Source organism: Acinetobacter legionensis, from assembly GCF_057165765.1.
On the sequence record NZ_CM169896.1, the window covers coordinates 1,618,398 to 1,639,852 of the forward strand.

The window sequence follows — 21,455 nt, forward strand, 5'->3', positions numbered from 1 at the left end:
TAGATTAAACAGCCTTACGTGACCCAGAAATTCTGCACCAGGTTTCTTCACGTTTCTCGACTTCTACTATATCAAAAAATTCAGAATAAATACTAGAAACATCAGTAACTTGCTCTTCAATTACGCCGGCAAGTGCGAACTCTCCCTCAGATTTAATCAAAGTTGAGAATTCTTCAGCAAGTGACATAAGAGGGCCTGCAAGAATATTTGCAACTAAAATATCGGCCTGTTGGTTTTTAAATTCTGCATTGAACTCTTCAGGTAATCCAACATAAAGATTTTCAAGAACACCATTCAGCTCAGCATTTTGCTTGGTCGCCAAGACAGCTTGTGGGTCGATATCTGTTGCATAGACTTTCTTTGCACCTAAAAGCAGTGCTGCAACACCTAGGATGCCTGAACCACAACCATAATCAATCACGACTTTATCTTTAACATCGGTTTTGCCTAACCATTGTAGACAAAGGAAAGTAGATGCATGGTTACCCGTACCAAATGCTAAGCCTGGGTCAAGTTTAATATTGACTGCATCCGCTTCTGGTGGTTCTATCCATTCAGGTACGATCCAATACTTTTCACCAATTTGAATTGGTTCATAGTAATCCATCCAAGAACGTTCCCATACTTGGTCTTCAAGAAATTCACTGCGCATCGGTTCAGTTGGGAGTTGGGTGCGAATAAATGTTTCTAGTGCTGTTACATCAATGTCTTCGCCTTCTTCTTGCGCGTAGATTCCAGTAACAATCACTTTATTCCATAGCGGAGTTTCGCCAGGGAGTGGTTCAAGCAAGTCTTGGTTTTCAGCATCATCTAATGTCACGCTGACTGCGCCTAAAGAACTTAACAAGGTTTCAGTAAAATCAACTTGAGCTTGTTCTACAGTAATATGAATTTGTAACCACTTCACGGCAAAGACCTAAATCGTTTTCTTAAAGGCAGTATTGTAGCCCAAACTTAGAAGTTACGCTTACATTCAGTAGCAAAATAAAAAATGGATGCTTAAGCATCCATTTTAGTTGAAGCACATGATGGCTTTATATCGCAGGTTCAGTTTCAGTTGCTGCATGTCTTGAAATTAACGCACCAAAAATAGCAGCGAAAATATACATAAAGATTGAGTAAACCACGGCAGGCATTGCAACAGTAGAATTTGCGATTACAGTCAAAGCAATAGTCATAGCTAAGGTACTATTATGAATTCCGATCTCAAATGCGCATGCACGTGCTTGGGCGCTATTAATACCCAGTAATCTTGGCACAAAGTAACCAATAACTAGACTACAAATACAGAAAATCACCGTGGCTAGACCAACCTGCGTCAGGTACTCCATGATATGCGTACGTTCTTTGGTGATTGCTCCAATAATAATGAGAATTAAAAAAACCACTGAGAAAATTCGCAAAGGTTTACTTAATTTTTCAGTAAAGTGTGGCGCATAATTTCGAATGAGCATGCCAATACACACAGGAATTAAAATTATTGCAAAAACTTGCAGTATTTTACTGAATTGCATGGTGATTTGTTGACCATCATTCATAAAGTATTGTATAGAAAAGTTTACGATTAAAGGCAAGGTAAAGGCAGCAATGACCGAGTTAATTGCAGTTAAGGTAATATTGAGCGCAATATCACCTTTAAACAAATAACTAAATAGATTGGCAGTACTACCTCCTGGTGAAGCAGCAAGTAACATTAAACCAACGGCAAGCAAAGGTGGGAGTGCAAGTACTTTACAAATAATAAAAGCAATACCGACCAAAAGCACTAGCTGACAGAACAACGCAATCAATACGGCTTTAGGGTGTTTAGAAACTCGCGCAAAATCTTTTGGTGTAAGCTCTAAACCAATTCCAATCATAATGATGGCGAGGGCGAGGGGAAGCATTATGGTAATAATCCCTGAATCCATAGTGTGATCCTTTTTGTTGTTTTACATTAATTAAATATGTGAATATTCCGTACTCAATTTGAGTGTAATCGAAAGGTGTGAAATTGAAAAATAAATTCTATGACTCGGAAATCTTCTTAGAAAAATAAGTTATGAATATCTGTTCATATACCCAATAACAATTCTTTCGTAGCAGATGTAAAGCATATGGTTGTTATATCAAGAAAGTCTGTGTACTCGAAATAAAAAAAGGTGACCCATTTTTAAATGGATCACCTTTTTTACACATGCTATTTATAAAAACATGTATTTATGCTCAAAAGATATCATTGAGCTTGGATCGGATCTACGCTAGGAGCAGCTTGACTAGGTTGCTCCATTGCTGGTTGTTCAGCTTGAGATGCCTCATTTGTTGCTGGTACATCTGCACTCGCTGGAGCAGATTGTTCTACAGCTGGGCGGTTTTCAATGGCCGGTTCAGGCGCTACTGCAGCGGCAGTCGGGTTGCCACCTGCAGGTGCAGGGAAGCTAAATTGTAATTTACCATTTTCATTTGGTTCACAAGTACCATTAAAAGTTACCCCTTTATTGGCATAGGTCACCCAGTCTCCTTGTTTTTTCTTGGCACATACCTGAATTTGCTTTTTCACTTCAGCTTTGCTGGTGTTTTCATCAGCAGCATGGGCAAAACTAAATGCAACACAACTGAGTAAAGATGCTGTAATTACTTTAGACATGGTATTTTTCATCATGATATTCCTTATATATAAAGTCTCGAAAAAAATAATTTGTCCGTGTAATATCTATCGTATCGTGAGTTTTTGATAAGTTAAATTCTATTTGTAGGGCAGTCATGAAACGAAGTGTCAATTTATGTTGCCTATGTATAAGAGATGTTTAATCGTTCATATGCATGATTGAGGGGAATAATATTTGTAAAACTGCCTAAAACTAGAAGTAAAAATTTGCTATAATTTTCTGTCATTCTTTTATCTCTCATTAATCACTATGCATTATCCTAAAGTTTACGATGTCATTGTTATCGGTGGCGGTCACGCAGGTACGGAAGCGGCACTCGCTGCAGCGCGTATGGGTCGACAGACTCTGCTTTTGACTCATAACATTGAGACTTTAGGGCAGATGAGCTGTAACCCAGCCATTGGTGGTATTGGTAAATCTCACCTTGTCCGTGAAATTGATGCTTTAGGCGGTGCAATGGCATTGGCGGCGGATAAGGGCGGTATTCAATTTCGTATTTTGAACTCGCGTAAAGGCGCAGCTGTACGTGCAACCCGTGCACAAGCTGACCGTATCCGCTATAAAGCTGCGATTCGTCATACACTGGAAAATCAAGCGAATTTAGATATTTTTCAACAATCTGCAGATGACTTAATTGTTGAAGGCGATACAGTTAAAGGTGTAGTGACCCAGATGGGTATTCGCTTTGATGCGAAAACTGTGGTGTTAACCACAGGCACATTCTTAGGTGGCGTGATTCATGTTGGTCTAAATAATTCGTCAGGTGGTCGAGCTGGCGATCCGCCATCAATTTCCTTAGCGGCTCGTTTACGTGAATTAAATCTACCAGTAGGTCGTTTAAAAACAGGGACTCCACCACGTATTGATGCGCGTTCTGTCGATTTTTCTGTAATGATTCCGCAACCGGGTGATTTCCCATCACCGACCATGTCATTTATGGGGGATGCTTCGATGCATCCAGAGCAAGTAAATTGCTATATCACACATACCAATGCGCGTACTCATGAGATTATTCGGGGTGGTTTAGATCGTTCGCCAATGTATACCGGCGTGATTGAAGGTGTAGGTCCACGTTATTGCCCATCGATTGAAGATAAAATTCATAAATTTGCGGATAAAGATTCGCATCAGGTATTCCTTGAGCCAGAAGGGCTGGATACTCACGAGCTTTATCCAAATGGTATTTCAACATCTTTACCATTTGATGTGCAGTTTGAGTTGGTGCGCTCAATCCGGGGTATGGAGAATGCACACATTCTTCGTCCTGGCTATGCGATCGAATATGATTATTTCAATCCACAGTCTTTGAAATTCTCACTTGAAACCAAATCGATTAATAACTTGTATTTTGCAGGTCAAATTAACGGTACAACAGGTTATGAAGAAGCTGGTGCACAAGGTTTATTGGCGGGCTTAAATGCTGCACGTCGTGCATGGGATCAAGAGCAATGGACGCCTAAACGTGATGAAGCGTATATGGGTGTTCTTGTTGATGACTTGATTACCTTAGGGACCAAAGAACCGTATCGTATGTTTACTTCTCGTGCGGAATATCGTTTGATGCTTCGTGAAGATAATGCTGATCAACGTTTAACAGCAATTGGCCGTGAAATGGGCTTGGTTGATGATGAGCGTTGGGCTTCTTATTGTGAAAAAATGGAAGCAGTTGAAAAAGAAACAGGTCGTTTACAACACCTTTGGGCTGCACCAAACAATCCAATGGGGAAAAGATTCGTTGAGTTGACCGGCGCTGATCTTTCTAAAGAATGTTCTGCGATCGATTTACTTAAACGTCCAAACATCAACTTTTCACAAATTGCTGAATTAACTGCTTCTGAAGTATCTGCATTTGTAGGTGAGCAGATTGAAATTGCTGTGAAATACGAAGGTTATATTAACCGTCAGCAAGAAGATGTTGCACAAATGAAGCGTTTGGAAGATACCAAAATTCCTGCTGATTTTGATTATGATATCGTTTCAGGGCTTTCTCGTGAAATCACGATGAAATTGAAAAATGTATTACCTGAAACATTGGCACAAGCCAGCCGTATTCCAGGTGTAACACCTGCTGCTGTTCAATTGGTGATGATTACAATTCGTAAAAATAACCAAGCGAGAAAATCAGCTTAAGGTGGTGAATTGTAAAAAACCCGCTATATGCGGGTTTTTTATTGTCTCGAGCTTATCTTCGTTAGGGCACAATTTGTGATTTATCTTTAAAGGCATATTTTAAATACACAGATCCAATCTAACTTTATAAAAATAAATCCTAAACAGAATTGATGAAAAACAAAGCTGTTTTAATTATTTTTCAGTTTGCAAAATCATCGCTATAGTCAACTTACATTCAAACAAGAGGTGAACGCCATGACAATGAAATCAATCCGCTACAATAGTGCTGAACTTGCGTGCTGTAACATGTGATGTTTAACATACTCCAATAAATCCCATGTCTTGTGGACATGTAAAAATGTAACATGGGTTTAATATCTGCGCAAAAACAATAAAATTTAAAAATAACAATCAAAACAATAAATCAAAGAGCCGAAAGGCTCTTTTTATTTTAATTATATTGGCTTAGGTGAAGTTGTTAGATTATTCAATTTCATGTACAGCATTGAACACTTCAACAGGCTCAATTCGGACTATCTTTTTACCAAAACTTCTTAACCACCATACCAGTTGTGAGGTAAAAGGAACCACAGCACTGACTTGATACAGTTCTTCGTTCAGTTGTTCCACTTTTTGTTCTTTACTGAGTTGGCTTTCCGTGAAGTACTGTGCATCATCTTCGTGCATGACTAATTTTAATTCAACATTTTTAGTTGGCCGAGAAAAGTCGACTCTAAAGCCTAGCGCACCAGAATCGATATATTCATCGATATCGAATTTGACAGGGTGTAAAGCACGTAAATCTAAAACAGTTGCAGATCTAAAGCGATGTAATGCAAAGGTCTGAACTTCTGTCTTGTCATGACGCGTACAAATCAAATAAATAATTGCACCTTTTTGAACCAAACCTAAAGGATTCAGAATATAAGTTTTCTCTTCACCTTGATAACCACGTGCGCGGTAGACACATTCAATTTGTTTATCTTGTAGCAGTCCTTCATAAATGGCTTGCTGTGCATGTCTTTCCACCAAAGGTGGGATCACTGGTTGGCTTGCAGGCACAATTCGAACTCGGTTAATCCATTGTCGAACATTGTTCTGCGTAGAAAGACTACGCCGTGCCAAATCGAACCAAGGGTTCATTTCATCAATTAAACTTGGAGGTAGCAGGTGTTTTAAATGTTCTTCAACCATCATAAACGTGACTGCTTGCGAGCTGGTCATATGCGGCAGACTTTGGATCGGGGCATCTGAACGCCAACGCCAGCCTTGTGGTACTGTTTTGTTACTCTCGATAGGAAAGCGTTGAGCAATCTGATTTAGATCACGCTGAATCGTACGTAAGCTGATTTCGATCCCTTCACGTTCTAAAACTTCTTGTAATTCACGTGTACCCATCCACTTCCCTGTAGAGAGTCGGGACAGGATTTGCCACTGGCGATAGAGGCTATTGGAAGTTTCTTTTTCTTGTGCAGACATGGTTTGGTATCAATGGAATCGTGAATGTTTAAGGGAAATAAATCAGCTACACAATAGAAAATTAAAACTGATTCTGCAAGTTATATCCTGTGAGTAGTTGCTTAGGTGTTGAAAATATTAGCTAAAAAATTTTGAAACAAGTTCGATCAAAACTCACATTGAGTGCTATGGCAAACAATGAATTAATAAAATTGAGCCAAAAAGATTTAATTGTACAGCGAAGAATACTGAATACGGCGATTTAATAATATTTTGGCATCGATATTGCATTATTAAAGAAGCCATTAGATAAGATAAAAAGAGGTTTGTATGCTAAAAGAAAACATGGATACAAATTCAAGCAATGAGAATTATGCAGATCGCTTCGCTTTGCCAGTTGCTGAGGCAGAAGTAAAAAATGAAATGACGAATCAACAACAGATAGGAAATATTCAACAGGCCATTCATCTAAATATCGATGCACAACAAGCCTCACATCATTTACTTAAACAGATGAATTCGGTTTTTTTTAATGAAATGACAGACGATCACGTTCTTTCTCCTGAAACTGCTGAAAAAATTGAAGATTGGTTATCTCAACACAGTATTTACCAACTTGAAAAACTCAATGAAACAGCTAAAGCGCATTTTTTATATCAAGGAATTACTTTTGCGGTTTATGGTGAAACATCGGGAATTGATCGCACCATACCATTTGACTTAATTCCGCGTGTGATTGCCAAACAACAGTGGAATAAAATTGCAGCAGGCTGTGCGCAGCGTATTCAAGCGTTAAATTTATTTTTAGCTGATATCTATAATCAACAAAATATTTTAAAAGAAGGCTTAATTCCAGCAGTACAAGTACTATCGCATGAAGCTTATCAACCAGTGATGATGAATCATCGTTTGAATGGAAATATTTACAGTCAAATCAGTGGAATCGATATTGTACGGGATTGCAAAGGTGAATTTTTTGTCCTAGAAGATAATCTACGTACGCCTTCAGGTGTGTCATATATGCTTGAAAGCCGTAAGATGAGCGAAAAACTTATGCCTGAGTTATGTAATCAACATGTTGCTGATATTGGGCAATATCCGCAATTGTTGCGTGAGATTTTGGCTGAAAACTCAAAGGTAGATTGCCCAATCATCGTGGTTTTAACCCCCGGGCGTTATAACAGTGCGTATTATGAACATTCATTTTTAGCAAGGGAAATGGGTGTTCCATTGGTGACATCGCGTGACCTTTTTGTTGAAAACGACAAGGTTTATGTGAAAACCATCCGTGGTCGTCAGCAGGTTGATGTAATTTATAGACGTTTGGATGATGGTTTTTTAGACCCATTAAGCTTCAGGCCTGATAGTACTTTAGGTGTGGCAGGGTTAATGTCTGCTTATTTAAGTGGAAATGTGGTGATTGCTAATGCTCCTGGTACAGGTGTTGCAGATGATAAGTCGATTTATCCATATGTGGATCAAATGATTGCCTATTATTTAAATGAAAAGCCAATTTTGTCCAATGTACCTACTTATCAATGTCGTGAAGTTGAAGCTTTGGATTATGTTTTGGCAAATTTGGATCAATTGGTGGTAAAAGAGGCTCAAGGTTCAGGTGGTTATGGGATGCTCATCGGTCCTAAAGCAACTGAACAAGAAATTGATTTATTTAAAATGAAGCTAATGGCTTCACCCTCAGCGTATATCGCTCAACCCACCTTAAATTTATCTGTTGCACCAACACTAACTTCCCAAGGAATTGCAGAACGTCATATTGATTTACGACCATTTATTCTCAGCTCACCAGAACGCATAGAAATTGTTCCAGGTGGCTTGACTCGTGTTGCGATGCAACAAGGCTCACTGGTGGTCAACTCATCACAAGGTGGTGGAATCAAGGATACATGGGTAATTGATGAATATTCAATTTAACCCCACCTTCATACCAATCCCAGCCAAAGGAGAGCAAACATGATTTTACTCAGTACTAATGCACAGAATATATTTTGGTTAGGACGCTATTTAACCCGTATTCAATATTTATGTAGTCAATTCCCATTTAAAACCAATGAATTGGCTTTAGACTATGCGCATGCTTTTTGTTTACCTGCATTTGATGCAAGTTCTTTAAATGAATTGATTTTAGACAATGAGCAACCTGCATCATTTCATCAGTATTTTTTATGTGCCAAAAATAATATTCATGATTTACGTGGAGTGATATCAGCACAGTCTTTTGCTGAATTAAATCAGTTATTACAACAAGCAGAGCAAAATGCAGGTTTCATATGTGATGTTTGTGAAGAATGTAATGATGTTTTAGAGGCAGAAGATGATGAATTGTTATTTCTATTTTTTAGTTTAGGGCAAAAAATGGAACAATTTGATCGTCAATTACGCTTTAATCAAGATAAATCAGTCACCTTGACACAATTAAACCATTTAATTGATCGTTTAGACCAGCATGGTATGTGTAGTTTGCCTGAGGTTTGGCAAGAGCTAAAAAATCAACCTGACCGAATGAATTATTATCATTTTAGTGATCATATTGACTCGTTATTTGAATTGGATCGCTTATGAAGTTAATGATTAATCACCAAACCCATTATCAGTATTCTGAATGGGCAAAAAATAGTATTCAGTATATCAAGATGACGCCACAGTCTAATTTTCATCAACAAGTGACAGGTTGGCATGTCAGCGTCCCCGGTGAAAAACAAATCAAAAAAGACGCCTTTGATAATGTTTGGTTGACCAGTTCACAAATTGAACCTTATCAACAAATGTCCATTATGGCTCAAGGGATTGTTGACATTAATGTAGATAATCAATTTGGCATAGAAGATAAAGTATCACCTGTGGTTTTTTTACAACCAACCTCTGCAACATTGTGCAATACTGAAATGATAGCTTTTGCAGAACACTATATAACGCATAAGCGATGGATAGATTTCCAAAAATTAGCAGAAGCTTTGTTGCAACATATGCCTTATATCAGTGCAAGTACGACAGTAACCCACACTGCAATGGAGTCTTTTTCAGCACAACAAGGAGTATGTCAAGATCATAGTCACGTCTTAATTGCGATGGCGAAAGCCTTGGGGGTACCAGCTCGCTATGTCTCTGGTTATTTATATGTAAATAATCAATCGCATTTGGCGAGTCATGCATGGACTGAAGTGTTTTTAGAGGGCAAATGGCATGTTATTGATGTCAGTAATCAATTGTTTCGACCAGAATCACACGTCTATGTGGCAATTGGAAGGGACTATTGGGATGTTGCACCAGTCCGAGGGGTGAGAGAGCAAGGTGGAACTGAAACCATGTACTCTATTGTTCAAGTACTTGCATGTTAATGGTGGCAGTGGTAAATAGTGTGAATAATTGCAGAATCTGATTACTCTCAAATTTTAGTTGTATAGGTAGTTCCATGACGTATTGCTGTGCTTTAAGACTCAAACAAGGTTTAGTATTTATTAGTGATACGCGAACCAATGCTGGAGTTGATCACATTTCTGTATATCGAAAACTTTATACGTTTGGGGTAAAAGGTGAACGGTTTATATGTATTCAAACTTCAGGCAATCTTGCAACAACACAAGCAGTAATTGGACATTTAGAAAATCATTTGGCACTCAAGCAAGAACCCAACTTGTATAGTGTGAACACAATGTTTGAGGTTGCAGGTTTAGTCGGACAAACTCTGCGTAAAGTTATTGCTGATGTTACTGAGGATACTCAAGAGCAAAGTAACTATTATTGTAGTTTATTGGTTGGTGGTCAGATCCGTGGCGAGGAAATACAGCTTTATAATATTTATCCGCAAGGTAATTTTATTTCTGCAACCAGTGATACGCCTTATTTCCAAATTGGGGAAAGTAAATATGGTAAACCAATTTTAGATCGTGCGTTGAGCTATGATATGCCCTTAGATGAAGCTCTACGTTGTAGTTTAATCTCATTTGATTCGACTTTACGTTCAAATGTATCGGTTGGTATGCCATTAGATGCGATGATTTATCTTAAAGACAGTCTAGAGGTGCCAAAAGGTAAGCGTATTACAGATAGTGATCCTTATTTTCAGCACATCAGTAAACAATGGTCTGAAATGTTAAAGAAAGGTTTGCAAGATTTACCCAAACCGACCCATGATTATTTTGAATAATTTTATGATGTGATTCAAAGCGGGTGTAATCTCGCTTTTTTAACTGTAGAAATAATAAGTAGATCATAAAAAATTAATTTCATAAGTTTCTGTTTTAATATTTTCACTGGATAAATAGAATAAGCTGAAAATATTTTGTGTGTTTTTAATGATGGATGCATATTGAATAAATTTTTAAAATAATAGATGAATTACTGTATAGAGATATTGCAAATATAAATATAGAAAAGTCGATAAGCACTTTAATTATAAAAGTTAAGACTTGTATATTCGTAAATAATTGTTTATAAATAATGAAAGTTAAAAAATAGAAGAATTACATGACTTTTCAATTATGCTATGCAAGTAAAACGACATCACCACCTCATCAAATACTCAATGATTTAAGAGATATTTTAGGTGAAGCGAGAGATTTTAATATACTTCATCAAATTCAAGGCGTCTTATATTTTGCGGATGAACACTTTTTTCAATGCCTAGAAGGCGATGAAATGATTATCTTACACGTGCTTGAAAAATTGTATAAAGATCCAAGACATCATCAAATTAAGTTATTTAGAGCGGGTCACGTTAAGCAGGGGCATTTTTCACAATGGTCTATGAAATACGTTAGACGAAATGGCAAAATTCAACAATACTTTGAGAGTAAGGGTTATAAATACTTTCGCCCATTGAATTTAGATGAGCAGGATATTCCGACATTGCTCAAATTACTCTATGAGATTGAGCAGCCAGAAGAGTTTGTATAAAGTCATAAAATCGATTCAAAAAAATCCAAGCGATGGCTTGGATTTTTATTTTGAATAGAAAATCAGTGCTTAAAGTTTTTTACGGATAGGGCGAGCACTCATACGACAGAGTAACTCATAACCAATCGTACCATTGGCAGCAGCCACATCATCAACCAAACGATCTTTGCCCCACAGTTCAACGACTGTTCCTAGCGGTGCGTCTAAGCCAGTGACATCAATTGCGATCATATCCATTGCTACACGGCCAATGATTGCTGTCATTTGCCCATTGATGCTGACATAATTTTGTCGAGGAAAAGCACGCGGATAACCATCTCCATAGCCTATCGAAACAATGGCAATATCCATATCACTTTTGGCAACAAATGTAGAGCCATAGCCTACAGATTCATCTGCTTTAATATGATTGAGTGCAATGATTTCAGCGGTAAAGCTCATGACAGGTTTGATGTCTAATTCAGCAATGCTTCGATCTGCAAAGGGAGACGCGCCGTAAAGCATGATACCTGGACGTACAAAATCAAAATTCAGTTCAGGCCATTTAAAAATAGCAGCAGAATTGCAGCATGAAGCTAAGATCGGTTCACAAGCAGCTTTTACCTGTAATAATTGATCTTTCTGTTGTTCATTTAACGGGTGATGATCCGCATCTGCATTGGCAAAATGCATAGTCAGCACACAGGTAAAACCTTCTGCTTTGAGTGATTGAATCACTTCAATAATTTCAGCAAACTTAAAACCCAATCGGTTCATACCGCTATTGAGTTTTACCCAAACTTTTAAACCTTTGTCGATATATTGTTTTTTATGTGCACGCAACCAAGCCAATTGTGGCTGATGATGTACAACGACTTCAACATTGTTTTCAACGGCAGTGATCATTTCATCTGCACTGAAAATACCTTCGATGAGAGTAATCGGTTGTTGATAGCCTAATGCTCGAATCTCTAAGGCTTCAGCAAGGCTGGCGACACCAAAGGCATCAGTCGCATTTAAGGCGGCTAAACAGTCCTTGACGCCATGTCCATATGCATTGGCTTTAACCATACTGACAATTTTAGCGCTTGGTGCAAGTTGTTTGACTCGGTTTAAATTATATTGCAGTGCTTCACTGTCAATATAAACTGTTGCTTGACGCACCCTAGTTACTCCTGAGGAATGGCAAAGATTGAATAATGCTAAATCGCATAAATAGAGATAAAAGCCTAATTTTAAAAAAAGTGCAGCTTTAAAACGCTAAATATTGTAGTCCTATCAGCTTTAAATAAACATAAACATTTGTGTTTTGAATGGTTTATTGATTTTGTATCGATAAAATTTTTGCTAAGTGCTTTGCACATAATTTGTAAAGATATAGCTCTTTCTTTTTTAAATAAAATCGTACATTTTATATTTAAATTTAAGGATTTATTTCGGAGGGTGTATGGGAACATGGTCACATGAACCATTTGGAAATGATACTGCAAGTGATTGGGCCTATGAGTTTAAAGAGCATGATGGACATGTTGTCATTGAACAAGCCTTCGATGAAATGATTGATATGGCAACCGAAGAGTTTATCGATGCCGATATTGGTTGTATTGCACATGCTGCGGCAGATGTTTTAGCTAAATCATTTGGTGGAGGAATTGAAGAAAATGAATATTATCCTGAACCTGTAGAAAAATGGCTTGAACAGAATAAAAACAATGTCAATTATGCACTTATTCCAAAAGCATTGACTGCATTATTATTATTGACCAGTGAAAACTCTGAATTGGATGAGCTTTGGCAAGATTCAGATGATTATGATGAATGGACTAAGAATATTGAAACGTTGAGAGAGACTTTAAGTTCTAAGATTTGAAGATTAAAATCTCATCTCTACAGCAGTGTTAAATGATGCTAATTCTATTGATTAATATTACTCTTCATCTTGATATTGCGCATAATACTCAGGCGATAGATTACTAAAGCGCGTGTATTGACCTTCAAAGGCTAAACGCACAGTCCCGATCGGGCCATTACGTTGTTTACCAATGATAATTTCAGCAGTGCCTGCTTCTTTCGACTCTTTGTTATAAACTTCATCACGGTAAATAAACATAATTAAATCGGCATCCTGCTCGATTGCACCTGATTCACGTAAGTCGGACATTACCGGACGTTTATTTGGACGGTTTTCCAAAGAACGGTTAAGCTGTGATAGTGCAATAACAGGGCACATCATTTCCTTGGCAAGGGCTTTTAAGCTTCGTGAAATTTCACCAATCTCACCGACACGGTTATCACCCATGCCTGGCACTTTCATCAATTGTAGATAATCGATCATGATACAACCCAGCTTGCCACCATGTTGTTTGGCAATACGTCGTGCACGTGCTCGAAGTTCCGTTGGTGGCAGTGCAGATGAATCATCAATATAAAGGTGTTTTTCTTGTAGCTGTAAAATGGTTCCTGTGACTTTAGACCATTCATCGCCATCAAGTTTACCTGAACGTAAATGCCCTTGATGGACTTTACCGTATGCTGAAATGAGACGCATGGCGATAGAGTCTGCTGGCATCTCCATAGAGAAAACCAGTGCTGGCAGATCACAGTTAAATAACACACTTTCTACAAGGTTCATGGCAAAGGTTGTTTTACCCATCGACGGACGTGCAGCAACAATGATCATATCACCAGCTTGCATACCAGAGGTTTTATTGTCTAACTCCATAAAACCTGTGGTTAAACCAGTGATATTACCTTCCATTTGAGAAAGTTCATTTAACTTATCAAAAACGTCTGCTACAACTGAGGTAATGGCTTTTGGCCCTTGTGCTTTGGCATTGTTATTATGTTGTTCTGCAATAGAGAAAATATTGGTTTCAGCAAGATCAAGAATTTCACTCACTTCACGACCTTTGGTGTCATAAGCATTTTGCAGGATTTCATTGCCTACTTTAATCATGCTTCTTAAGGTTGAAAATTCTTTGATTTTCCCGGCATAGGTTTCTAAGTTATAGAAACTCGAAGGCGAATCTGACATTAACTGCATTAAATACTCTTCACCGCCAATTGCATCAAGCAAGTTTTGCTTAATCAGCCAATCGTTAACTAAAACTGCATCATACGGAGAATTTTCTTGTGCCAGTTTTTCAATTGCACGGAAGATATATTTGTGACGTGTTGCATAAAAATCAGTTTCATTCAAAGCGTCACTGACTTGTTCAAAAGACTCAGCAACCGTCATCAATGCAGCCAGTACAGCTTGTTCAATTGCCAAGTTATGAGGAGGCGTACGAAACTCTTTTAACTGTGCATTATCTTTATTTTTTGCATCAGTGCTGAAGGGATTCTGTTGAGCTGTGGCAGTTGCCTGAGACATATAAAACCTTGATTTTTAAATCGTGCAAAAACATTATTTACGTAATGTACGTGTGTACTGAAGTACTCACTTATCTTAATGCAAAATACTAAAAGTATCTAACAGTAATACCGATAAGTAGGGGAATGAATCAACTAGAAACAATTTCAACTGATCCGAGGTAAAATTTAAAGATAAAAAAAGAGCATACAAAAGTATGCTCTTTTTTTCTGCAAGAAATTACTCAGATACGATTGTAACGAGAACTTCAGCAGTAACATCATGATGCAATTGGATTGCGATGTTAAATTCGCCAGTGTGACGAAGTGCACCGTTCGGTAAACGAACTTCAGCACGGTCAACAACAAGACCAGCATTTGTTAACGCGTCAGCGATATCACGAGTACCGATTGAACCGAATAATTTACCTTCATCACCAGCTTTCGCGGTGATAACGATGTTTACTTCGTTCAATTGGTCAGCACGTGCTTGAGCAGCAGCTAAAACTTCAGCTTCACCTTTCTCAAGTTCTGCACGACGAGCTTCAAAAGCAGCAGTATTCGCTTCAGTCGCTGCAACTGCTTTACCTTGAGGGATAAGGTAGTTACGGCCGTAACCAGCTTTAACTGAAACTTTATCGCCTAATTTACCAAGGTTTTTAATGCGTTGTAATAAAATAATATCCACGGCTCAACCTCACTTATGATTGTCAGTGTAAGGAATCAACGCTAAGTAGCGAGCTTGTTTAATAGCAAGCGCTAATTGACGTTGGTAACGAGCTTTAGTACCTGTAATACGGCTAGGAACAATCTTGCCGTTTTCAGTGATGTACTGTTTTAAAGTGTCGATATCTTTGTAGTCGATGTACGTAACGTTCTCAGCTGTAAAGCGGCAGAACTTGCGACGACGGTAAAAACGTGCCATTGATGTTCTCCTTATGCTTCAACAGAATCTTGAGCTTGTTGTGCTTCTTCACGTTGAGCTTTACGCGCACGTTTTTCTTCAGCACTCTTAGCGAGTAAAGATTCTTCAGTGATTGCGTTTTCACGACGGATAATCACGTTACGAAGGATTGCATCGTTATAACGGAACAATTCTTCTAATTCATTAAGCGTAGTTTGATTACATTCAAGATTCATTAAAATGTAGTGCGCTTTATGGATTTTGTTAATTGGGTAAGCCAATTGGCGGCGGCCCCAATCTTCAAGACGGTGAATTTGACCTTCAGCATCTTTGATGTGAGAAATGTAGCGTTCTACCATTCCCACAACTTGATCGCTTTGGTCTGGGTGTACCAGAATTACGATTTCGTAGTGACGCATTGTCAGCTCCTTACGGTTTATACAGCCCCAACCTTAAAAAGATTGAAGCAAGGAGTCACAATCAGCATAAGCTTTAAACAACAGTTTAAAAGCCAATAGATTGTGCCGCAAAAATTGCGAGGGCTTATTATAGGAAAGTTTGCGCACAAACACAATTTAATATTCAAATATTTATTGGAATAACCACTAAAATTTTACAGATGCGAGATTGAATTTCATCTTGTACCTATTTAGATTGAAAATGAATAAAAGTATGGATAGCTAAAATGACAAACTACAGCGCTGAAAAACTTGAAACCATTGAATCTTATATTGAAAACCCTACGCAAAATTTCTACTTTGATGTTTTTGATGGTCGTTATGATATTGTCATGGTGGTGGATTGGAGAGAAGAGGATGATGCAATTATTGGCTATTGTGAAAACATTTTAGAAACTGGACAATTGTCTGCTGAACTTGAAGATACTGATAATCAACAAGGTTTTAGTATCACAATTCATTATGGTGAAAAATCATTGTTGATTCCTTATCAAGGAAAAGGTGCTCATCGTGATACCACACTACGGGCACTCAATGAAATTTTACAACCTGAGTATGAAATCCGTTTCTGCAAAGCTTCTGATGGTTCCGACACATTAGAATTTATTCCACTTCCGAAAAAATTATGGCATCAACTTGATATGAAATATGCGGGAAAAATGGATGAGTTATTTGCTCGGTTTGAGCATGATTCAGTTTTTTTTGGAAGTTAATTTGGTTAGTCAATTAGAAGTTAAATTGACTAAAATAAAAGCATGAATTTATTTATTGTGCAAATATTCGATTTTGATTGATGTAGATGCCATCACATATTTATTGGATTAATTCACGATTATTTTGTCGTAATAAAAATACCACAAAGCCCTTAAAATTTGGGTCAGTATCAAATTTAAGTTGGTGATCCCATTTACCATGTTGTACCAAACCAATTTTATAAGGCAGTTTTAATGTTGAAGCCTTAGTCAAATAAGCCTGATAATTTGGAATAGTCGTAGAGCCTTGATAGGTTTGAATCACCATTTCATCAATATTTTCTCTAAATAGCCTAAGTGTATCTGGATCGCGAAGATTGCCCCAATCCATCAAACTGGTGATGCTAAGTTGATAATGTTGTGGTAACTGCTTTCTAAGCTGTTGTAGAAATAAGCCATACGCTTTTAAATTTTTAGTTGGTACATCAAAGTCAATTTGAATACCTTGAATGTGATTGCCTGCGCTTTCCCACTGTAGGACGCGTTGTAAAATATTTTCTATTTCAGTGCTTTGCCAATTTAAATGATGATTTCGAAAAACCAACCATACTTTCTGATGTGGAATTTTAACCACAGAAATGCCTTGTTGGATCAAGATAGAATGGTTGGAACTTTTCTCTAGTCTAACTTCACCTTGTAAAATATAGATTTCCTTTGCATTACTTAAATAAGGCGTAGACTTGATATTTCCCCAAATCCAAAAGGCATCATAGTCATTTGCATTGACCTGATCGGAGGTTACCGCTGATTGACTCGGTTGACATGCCATTAATCCTAAACAACATTGGATTGTCAGTAGAGCCGAGAAAAACTGTTTAAGCATCAATAAGCTACCAATAATATTTTAAAGTTTTTGCCCATGTGGTATTTGGATAGTCACGTTTAATTTGTGTGTACCATTGTTTACGTGTGGATTTTGTGGCGTCTTTTCCACCACAGACATTTATACTACTCGGCGAATAACACATAACAGCGCGATAAAGTGCATAAGCTTGTAATTCACTTTTAGAATTTGATTTAATAATTTCTTTATAGACTTCACCACGACTAAAAGTTTCACCTGTAAAGGCATTTTTCGGCTGGTTAAAACTTGGACCATAGTAATAGTCACCATAAAAAATTTCTAAAGCAGTGCCTTGATTACGCATATATTCGCCTAGGCATAAACGATAAGTTAAATTTTTTGGATTTTTTTCTAAACCAGCTGTTAAGGTGCTTAATTTAGGGCATTTGAGCGTTGGTGTAATTTCATGACCATTCCAAACAAAAACTTCGAAGTGGGGTTCTGACTTATAAGCGTTAATTTTGCTGTTATATGCTTTGTATTCTGAGGCATCTTGAGGTAACCATGTGGTAAAGGCTTTATTGAATACCGCATAGTTTTGAGTCATTAAGCTTTTATCTAGTAATGTATATAAAGCCAGATTCTTTTTATCAACTGAACTGTCTTTGGCAATAATGATACTTTGCAAAGCTTTGACATCGGCAATTTGAGTAATGAATGCTTTCTGTAAGGTTGCTTGTTTGATTTTTGAATGATTTCCTAAAAAGGCATTTTGGTTATTGGTGTTTTTATAGTGAATCGCTAGGGCGACTTCTGCCAAAGTTTTTTGATAAGGATTAGCAGAAATTGCGAGTAAATGGTTCCAATATTGTTCAACCAGATTTTTATCACTAATTTTTTCAAGAATGACCCCTTTAAGCGTATATTGGCTGAGTTCTAAATAATTTTGAATAGAATTGGTTTTTTGTTTCGGTAAATAATTTAACGCATCTTGTGGTTTTTTCTGAATAAAATATAAATGAACAGCTTGTAAATAACGGAACAGCTCAGGTTGTTCCTTAAATACAGTTTTTTGTGCATTTAACTCGGACCAACTAATTGGCTGGTACTGCTTAGAATCACTCTGACGCATATGCATCAGATCATAGATAGCTAAAAAGAAAGGATCGTTGAGTGTTTTTGCGTTGAAGTTTTCTAAACCAAATACCTTGCGATCTATTTCGGCTGCCAATGTGGACATATCGAGATTGTAATAATCTGATTTTGGGTGATCCATCTGCCAAATCATCTCTTTGACTAGAGCATCTTGTTGATTAGCAATCCAGTAGCCTCGGCGTAAAAATCCTCTGGCACTGGCTACGTATTGGCCTTTAGGGTAAAGTTTAAAATAATCAGTAATGCGATTGAAAAAAGTTTTAAGAAGTGCTTGATCAACTTTCAGAGTATCTAAATCACCGTAACTTCCTAATGACTGGCTATACAGCTCATTTAATGATGTGCGGATGAGCATGTATTGAGCTGTTTCTTTTAACCAAGGGTCATCAACTTGGCTTAAGGCTGTAAATATTTTAGTTGCTGAGGAATAGTTAGCTTTGTAAAATAAAATAATCCCATTTAAATAAGAAGCATACTGTTGAGCGGGCTGTGTCCATTGTGAATTGACTTGAATCAGTGGAATACTTTGTTGACAATTTTTGATCTGATTTCGTTGTTCTAACAAGCTGCTTTTTTCGTCTTGAGATAGTTTCTTGTGATTTGAAACCTGTTGAAGAAAAACTTCAGCACCAGATTTTAGTGTTATACAGCGTTCATCATAGACGTGATCATTTGCATCGTAAAAAGCACGTTTATTTGGAATCTTATTTTCAGATGCTTGAGTTAAGTCAGTAGGGTAAAAAGGAACTATGCCACTAGAAGTATCCCATAAACTCATTTTATCAACTTCAAATGCTTTGATACTTGCTAAACCTTTGTCACTTAGCAGTAGCATCATGTTGGTTCTATTGTCATTGGCTGGATAGAGTATGGGGAGGTTTAATATACGATATTGATTGTTGTTTAGGTCAAAAGTTGGTGATGCGACTTCTTCTGCAGCGCCCGCAAAACTAGAAGTTGGATAAACAACCAAAGGTAAACCAACAAGAAAGGCATATTGCAGTGTTTTATTTTTAAAAAGCATAAAGTGCCTATCGTTATAATAAAAATTTTAATATTTTAATTTTATTTATGCAGATAAAAAAAAGATAGAGAGAACTCTATCTTTTTTTAAAACAGTGGCAAATGTGGTGCAGGGGAGACATAACTAAAACTAAAGCTCACACTGAGTGCTGTAATTAGAATGACGGAATACAAAAAATATTTTTTTGCCCAGACCTGATCATTTTCAGCTTTAAATCCAATAATCGATAAATATACCCAATAGGCACATAAAGCATTAAAGGTAATAAGGAAAAAGATGTTGGTATAGCCAAAACAATACAATCCATTTAAAACTGCAGCAAACAGAATAACGTATATTAAACTTTCAACTTTTGTGCGAAAAATTGAACGAGCTACAGGTAAAATTGGAATATTTGCATTTTTATAATCATCAAATCGGTAGATTGCAATTCCCCAAGAATGTGGCATTTGCCAAAGTGCGTAAGCTAAAAAAATCAGCAAAGCAGCAACATCAAATCCGTTGGAAACAGCAGTATATCCAATTACAGGAGGGCTTGCGCCTGAAATACTTCCAATCACAGTTTGGTGAATGGTGGTACGTTTACTCCAAAGACTATAAAAAATCACATACACAACAAAGCCGAGTACAGCAAAGCCAAATGCGTAGGCGTTGACAAAAAACCACAACAAAGCAAAGCCAATTAAACCGAGCACAGCTGAAAAAATTAAAGCAACTGTTGGACTGATGGTTTTTTTGACAAGCGCACGATTCATTGTACGTTGCATTTTTTGGTCAATGTCTTGGTCAATGACATTATTCACCACACAGCCAGAGGCAACGACAAGCGTAGTGCCTAGTAATGTGATGAGAAGTAAAAGGAAATCTACAGAACCTTGAGCGGCTAAGAAAAAGCCGCCCAAAGTGGTAACGAAGTTACCAAAGAGAATTCCTGGCTTAGTCAGGAATAGATATTTTTTCAACATGACACCCTAGAGCATCATGTTTGAATGTAAGTAGTTCATGATCCATACAGAACCAATTAATAGAACTGCAATCGTCAGAATCGTATAGATGAATGCAATCACATTCCAGCGTTGTTCAGAAGATGAATTCATGTGCAAGAAGAAAACTAATTGTACAAGAACCTGAGCAATCGCAGTGATCGCAATCGTTGCAACAACTGCACCACCAGTCATTCCTTTCATCACCATCCCGAATGGGATGATGGTCAAAACGACAGAAAGGATGAAGCCGATAGAGTATTGTTTGATGTTTCCGTGCGAAGCACCAGCAGCATTATGATCATGACTCATTATAAAGCTCCCAGTAAATAAACTACGCTGAATACACAGATCCAAACGATGTCAAGGAAGTGCCAGAACAAACTTAGGCAAGCAAGACGACGTGTATTTGGTACAGTCAAACCATTTTTCTTGATTTGAACCATTAACACAATCATCCATACCAAACCAGATGTTACGTGGATACCGTGCGTACCTACAAGGGTAAAGAACGCAGACAAAAACGCACTGTGGCTAGGACCATGACCAGCGTGAACTAAATGATTAAATTCATAAAGTTCCATACCGATGAATGTTGCACCAAAGAGCCAAGTGATAATTAACCACATAAGCACTTGGTTTACATTTTTCTTGTAAGAAGCAAGTACCGCAAAACCGAAAGTCACAGAAGAAATTAAGAGAGCAAAGGTTTCAACAAGTACGAAACCTAAAGACTCGCCAAATAACTCTTTTGGACTTGGAGTACCAGGCGGAATATGACTGCTTAATACAGCGAACGCGATGAAGAGTGTACCGAATAAAATCAAGTCACTCATCAAGTATGTCCAGAAACCAAAGACGGTGATGTCTGTATCATCGTGATGATGATGTTCATCGTGTCCGTGGTTGTCGTGATGAAGTACTTCAGCCATA

22 protein-coding genes are annotated in these 21,455 nt (G+C 37.5%); 8 read left to right on the plus strand and 14 right to left on the minus strand.

The window, feature by feature from the left end; genetic code table 11:
* Positions 1-4: 4 nt before the first annotated feature.
* The 3 genes from prmA to AC2G3J_RS07310 form a co-directional block, all read right to left on the minus strand.
* Entirely contained in the window at positions 5-907 is a 903-nt protein-coding gene (gene prmA, locus AC2G3J_RS07300) for a 50S ribosomal protein L11 methyltransferase (protein ID WP_336954450.1), read from the minus strand.
* A 127-nt stretch (positions 908-1,034) separates the two neighbouring features.
* On the minus strand, positions 1,035-1,910 hold the full coding sequence (locus AC2G3J_RS07305; protein ID WP_483770888.1) for a bile acid:sodium symporter family protein: 876 nt from the start codon (positions 1,908-1,910) through the stop codon (positions 1,035-1,037).
* 305 nt (positions 1,911-2,215) lie between these two features.
* Positions 2,216-2,638, minus strand: a complete 423-nt coding sequence (locus AC2G3J_RS07310; RefSeq protein WP_483771068.1) for a hypothetical protein — start codon at positions 2,636-2,638, stop codon at positions 2,216-2,218.
* A 259-nt stretch (positions 2,639-2,897) separates the two neighbouring features.
* Here AC2G3J_RS07310 and mnmG point away from each other — a divergent pair, with 259 nt between their 5' ends.
* Positions 2,898-4,778 (plus strand): tRNA uridine-5-carboxymethylaminomethyl(34) synthesis enzyme MnmG, encoded by a 1,881-nt coding sequence (mnmG, locus tag AC2G3J_RS07315; protein WP_336954452.1) that lies wholly within the window; start codon positions 2,898-2,900, stop codon positions 4,776-4,778.
* Positions 4,779-5,243: 465 nt separating this feature from the next.
* Here the strand turns inward: mnmG and AC2G3J_RS07320 are convergent, their stop codons facing one another.
* Positions 5,244-6,239, minus strand: coding sequence for a helix-turn-helix transcriptional regulator (locus tag AC2G3J_RS07320; protein ID WP_336954453.1), 996 nt, complete (start codon positions 6,237-6,239; stop codon positions 5,244-5,246).
* 309 nt (positions 6,240-6,548) lie between these two features.
* Here AC2G3J_RS07320 and AC2G3J_RS07325 point away from each other — a divergent pair, with 309 nt between their 5' ends.
* The 5 genes from AC2G3J_RS07325 to AC2G3J_RS07345 all read left to right on the plus strand — a co-directional run bounded on the left by AC2G3J_RS07325 (position 6,549) and on the right by AC2G3J_RS07345 (position 11,132).
* A complete protein-coding gene (locus AC2G3J_RS07325; protein WP_483770889.1) occupies positions 6,549-8,150 on the plus strand; it encodes a circularly permuted type 2 ATP-grasp protein in 1,602 nt (533 codons plus the stop codon).
* A gap of 39 nt (positions 8,151-8,189) precedes the next feature.
* Positions 8,190-8,798: an alpha-E domain-containing protein gene (locus tag AC2G3J_RS07330; RefSeq protein ID WP_336954455.1), complete on the plus strand. Its 609-nt coding sequence runs from the start codon at positions 8,190-8,192 to the stop codon at positions 8,796-8,798.
* On the plus strand, positions 8,795-9,574 hold the full coding sequence (locus AC2G3J_RS07335; RefSeq protein WP_483770890.1) for a transglutaminase family protein: 780 nt from the start codon (positions 8,795-8,797) through the stop codon (positions 9,572-9,574). The genes AC2G3J_RS07330 and AC2G3J_RS07335 overlap by 4 nt, the downstream gene beginning before the upstream one ends.
* A gap of 74 nt (positions 9,575-9,648) precedes the next feature.
* Positions 9,649-10,383, plus strand: a complete 735-nt coding sequence (locus tag AC2G3J_RS07340) for a proteasome-type protease (RefSeq protein ID WP_336954457.1) — start codon at positions 9,649-9,651, stop codon at positions 10,381-10,383.
* Positions 10,384-10,703: 320 nt separating this feature from the next.
* The gene (locus AC2G3J_RS07345; RefSeq protein WP_419359552.1) at positions 10,704-11,132 is read left to right on the plus strand and encodes a BLUF domain-containing protein; all 429 of its coding nucleotides are present in this window, start codon (positions 10,704-10,706) and stop codon (positions 11,130-11,132) included.
* A 69-nt stretch (positions 11,133-11,201) separates the two neighbouring features.
* On the opposite strand, the gene alr is transcribed toward AC2G3J_RS07345, so the two are convergent.
* Complete coding sequence (alr, locus tag AC2G3J_RS07350; RefSeq protein WP_336954459.1) at positions 11,202-12,275, minus strand: alanine racemase; 1,074 nt, start codon at positions 12,273-12,275, stop codon at positions 11,202-11,204.
* A 283-nt stretch (positions 12,276-12,558) separates the two neighbouring features.
* Between alr and AC2G3J_RS07355 the strand changes: the two genes are divergently transcribed.
* Positions 12,559-12,981 (plus strand): DUF4259 domain-containing protein, encoded by a 423-nt coding sequence (locus AC2G3J_RS07355; protein WP_483770891.1) that lies wholly within the window; start codon positions 12,559-12,561, stop codon positions 12,979-12,981.
* A 57-nt stretch (positions 12,982-13,038) separates the two neighbouring features.
* On the opposite strand, the gene dnaB is transcribed toward AC2G3J_RS07355, so the two are convergent.
* The 4 genes from dnaB to rpsF form a co-directional block, all read right to left on the minus strand.
* A complete protein-coding gene (gene dnaB / locus AC2G3J_RS07360; RefSeq protein WP_336954462.1) occupies positions 13,039-14,484 on the minus strand; it encodes a replicative DNA helicase in 1,446 nt (481 codons plus the stop codon).
* Positions 14,485-14,703: 219 nt separating this feature from the next.
* Positions 14,704-15,150, minus strand: a complete 447-nt coding sequence (gene rplI, locus AC2G3J_RS07365; protein WP_004719333.1) for a 50S ribosomal protein L9 — start codon at positions 15,148-15,150, stop codon at positions 14,704-14,706.
* A 9-nt stretch (positions 15,151-15,159) separates the two neighbouring features.
* A complete protein-coding gene (rpsR, locus tag AC2G3J_RS07370) occupies positions 15,160-15,387 on the minus strand; it encodes a 30S ribosomal protein S18 (RefSeq protein WP_004719336.1) in 228 nt (75 codons plus the stop codon).
* 11 nt (positions 15,388-15,398) lie between these two features.
* The gene (gene rpsF, locus AC2G3J_RS07375; RefSeq protein WP_336954464.1) at positions 15,399-15,785 is read right to left on the minus strand and encodes a 30S ribosomal protein S6; all 387 of its coding nucleotides are present in this window, start codon (positions 15,783-15,785) and stop codon (positions 15,399-15,401) included.
* A gap of 266 nt (positions 15,786-16,051) precedes the next feature.
* On the opposite strand from rpsF, the gene AC2G3J_RS07380 reads away from it, so the two are divergent.
* Positions 16,052-16,537, plus strand: a complete 486-nt coding sequence (locus AC2G3J_RS07380; RefSeq protein WP_483770892.1) for a hypothetical protein — start codon at positions 16,052-16,054, stop codon at positions 16,535-16,537.
* 100 nt (positions 16,538-16,637) lie between these two features.
* On the opposite strand, the gene AC2G3J_RS07385 is transcribed toward AC2G3J_RS07380, so the two are convergent.
* The 5 genes from AC2G3J_RS07385 to cyoC form a co-directional block, all read right to left on the minus strand.
* Positions 16,638-17,399, minus strand: coding sequence for a DUF3142 domain-containing protein (locus AC2G3J_RS07385; RefSeq protein WP_483770893.1), 762 nt, complete (start codon positions 17,397-17,399; stop codon positions 16,638-16,640).
* A 7-nt stretch (positions 17,400-17,406) separates the two neighbouring features.
* Positions 17,407-19,539: a PA5441 family protein gene (locus AC2G3J_RS07390; RefSeq protein WP_483770894.1), complete on the minus strand. Its 2,133-nt coding sequence runs from the start codon at positions 19,537-19,539 to the stop codon at positions 17,407-17,409.
* Between the two features lie 86 nt (positions 19,540-19,625).
* The gene (gene cyoE, locus AC2G3J_RS07395; RefSeq protein ID WP_004719345.1) at positions 19,626-20,504 is read right to left on the minus strand and encodes a heme o synthase; all 879 of its coding nucleotides are present in this window, start codon (positions 20,502-20,504) and stop codon (positions 19,626-19,628) included.
* 6 nt (positions 20,505-20,510) lie between these two features.
* Complete coding sequence (gene cyoD / locus AC2G3J_RS07400) at positions 20,511-20,837, minus strand: cytochrome o ubiquinol oxidase subunit IV (RefSeq protein WP_171066910.1); 327 nt, start codon at positions 20,835-20,837, stop codon at positions 20,511-20,513.
* The gene (cyoC, locus tag AC2G3J_RS07405; protein ID WP_056512630.1) at positions 20,834-21,454 is read right to left on the minus strand and encodes a cytochrome o ubiquinol oxidase subunit III; all 621 of its coding nucleotides are present in this window, start codon (positions 21,452-21,454) and stop codon (positions 20,834-20,836) included. The genes cyoD and cyoC overlap by 4 nt, the downstream gene beginning before the upstream one ends.
* Position 21,455: the final 1 nt, after the last annotated feature.

What these genes read in the sequence shown, in the direction of transcription:
- AC2G3J_RS07305 (WP_483770888.1), bottom strand. Translation starts at nt 1,910, where the DNA reads ATGGATTCAGGGATTATTACCATAATGCTTCCCCTCGCCCTCGCCATC.
- AC2G3J_RS07310 (WP_483771068.1), bottom strand. Translation starts at nt 2,638, where the DNA reads ATGAAAAATACCATGTCTAAAGTAATTACAGCATCTTTACTCAGTTGT.
- mnmG (WP_336954452.1), top strand. Translation starts at nt 2,898, where the DNA reads ATGCATTATCCTAAAGTTTACGATGTCATTGTTATCGGTGGCGGTCAC.
- AC2G3J_RS07320 (WP_336954453.1), bottom strand. Translation starts at nt 6,239, where the DNA reads ATGTCTGCACAAGAAAAAGAAACTTCCAATAGCCTCTATCGCCAGTGG.
- AC2G3J_RS07325 (WP_483770889.1), top strand. Translation starts at nt 6,549, where the DNA reads ATGCTAAAAGAAAACATGGATACAAATTCAAGCAATGAGAATTATGCA.
- AC2G3J_RS07330 (WP_336954455.1), top strand. Translation starts at nt 8,190, where the DNA reads ATGATTTTACTCAGTACTAATGCACAGAATATATTTTGGTTAGGACGC.
- AC2G3J_RS07335 (WP_483770890.1), top strand. Translation starts at nt 8,795, where the DNA reads ATGAAGTTAATGATTAATCACCAAACCCATTATCAGTATTCTGAATGG.
- AC2G3J_RS07340 (WP_336954457.1), top strand. Translation starts at nt 9,649, where the DNA reads ATGACGTATTGCTGTGCTTTAAGACTCAAACAAGGTTTAGTATTTATT.
- AC2G3J_RS07345 (WP_419359552.1), top strand. Translation starts at nt 10,704, where the DNA reads ATGACTTTTCAATTATGCTATGCAAGTAAAACGACATCACCACCTCAT.
- AC2G3J_RS07355 (WP_483770891.1), top strand. Translation starts at nt 12,559, where the DNA reads ATGGGAACATGGTCACATGAACCATTTGGAAATGATACTGCAAGTGAT.
- dnaB (WP_336954462.1), bottom strand. Translation starts at nt 14,484, where the DNA reads ATGTCTCAGGCAACTGCCACAGCTCAACAGAATCCCTTCAGCACTGAT.
- rpsR (WP_004719336.1), bottom strand. Translation starts at nt 15,387, where the DNA reads ATGGCACGTTTTTACCGTCGTCGCAAGTTCTGCCGCTTTACAGCTGAG.
- rpsF (WP_336954464.1), bottom strand. Translation starts at nt 15,785, where the DNA reads ATGCGTCACTACGAAATCGTAATTCTGGTACACCCAGACCAAAGCGAT.
- AC2G3J_RS07380 (WP_483770892.1), top strand. Translation starts at nt 16,052, where the DNA reads ATGACAAACTACAGCGCTGAAAAACTTGAAACCATTGAATCTTATATT.
- AC2G3J_RS07385 (WP_483770893.1), bottom strand. Translation starts at nt 17,399, where the DNA reads ATGCTTAAACAGTTTTTCTCGGCTCTACTGACAATCCAATGTTGTTTA.
- AC2G3J_RS07390 (WP_483770894.1), bottom strand. Translation starts at nt 19,539, where the DNA reads ATGCTTTTTAAAAATAAAACACTGCAATATGCCTTTCTTGTTGGTTTA.
- cyoE (WP_004719345.1), bottom strand. Translation starts at nt 20,504, where the DNA reads ATGTTGAAAAAATATCTATTCCTGACTAAGCCAGGAATTCTCTTTGGT.
- cyoC (WP_056512630.1), bottom strand. Translation starts at nt 21,454, where the DNA reads ATGGCTGAAGTACTTCATCACGACAACCACGGACACGATGAACATCAT.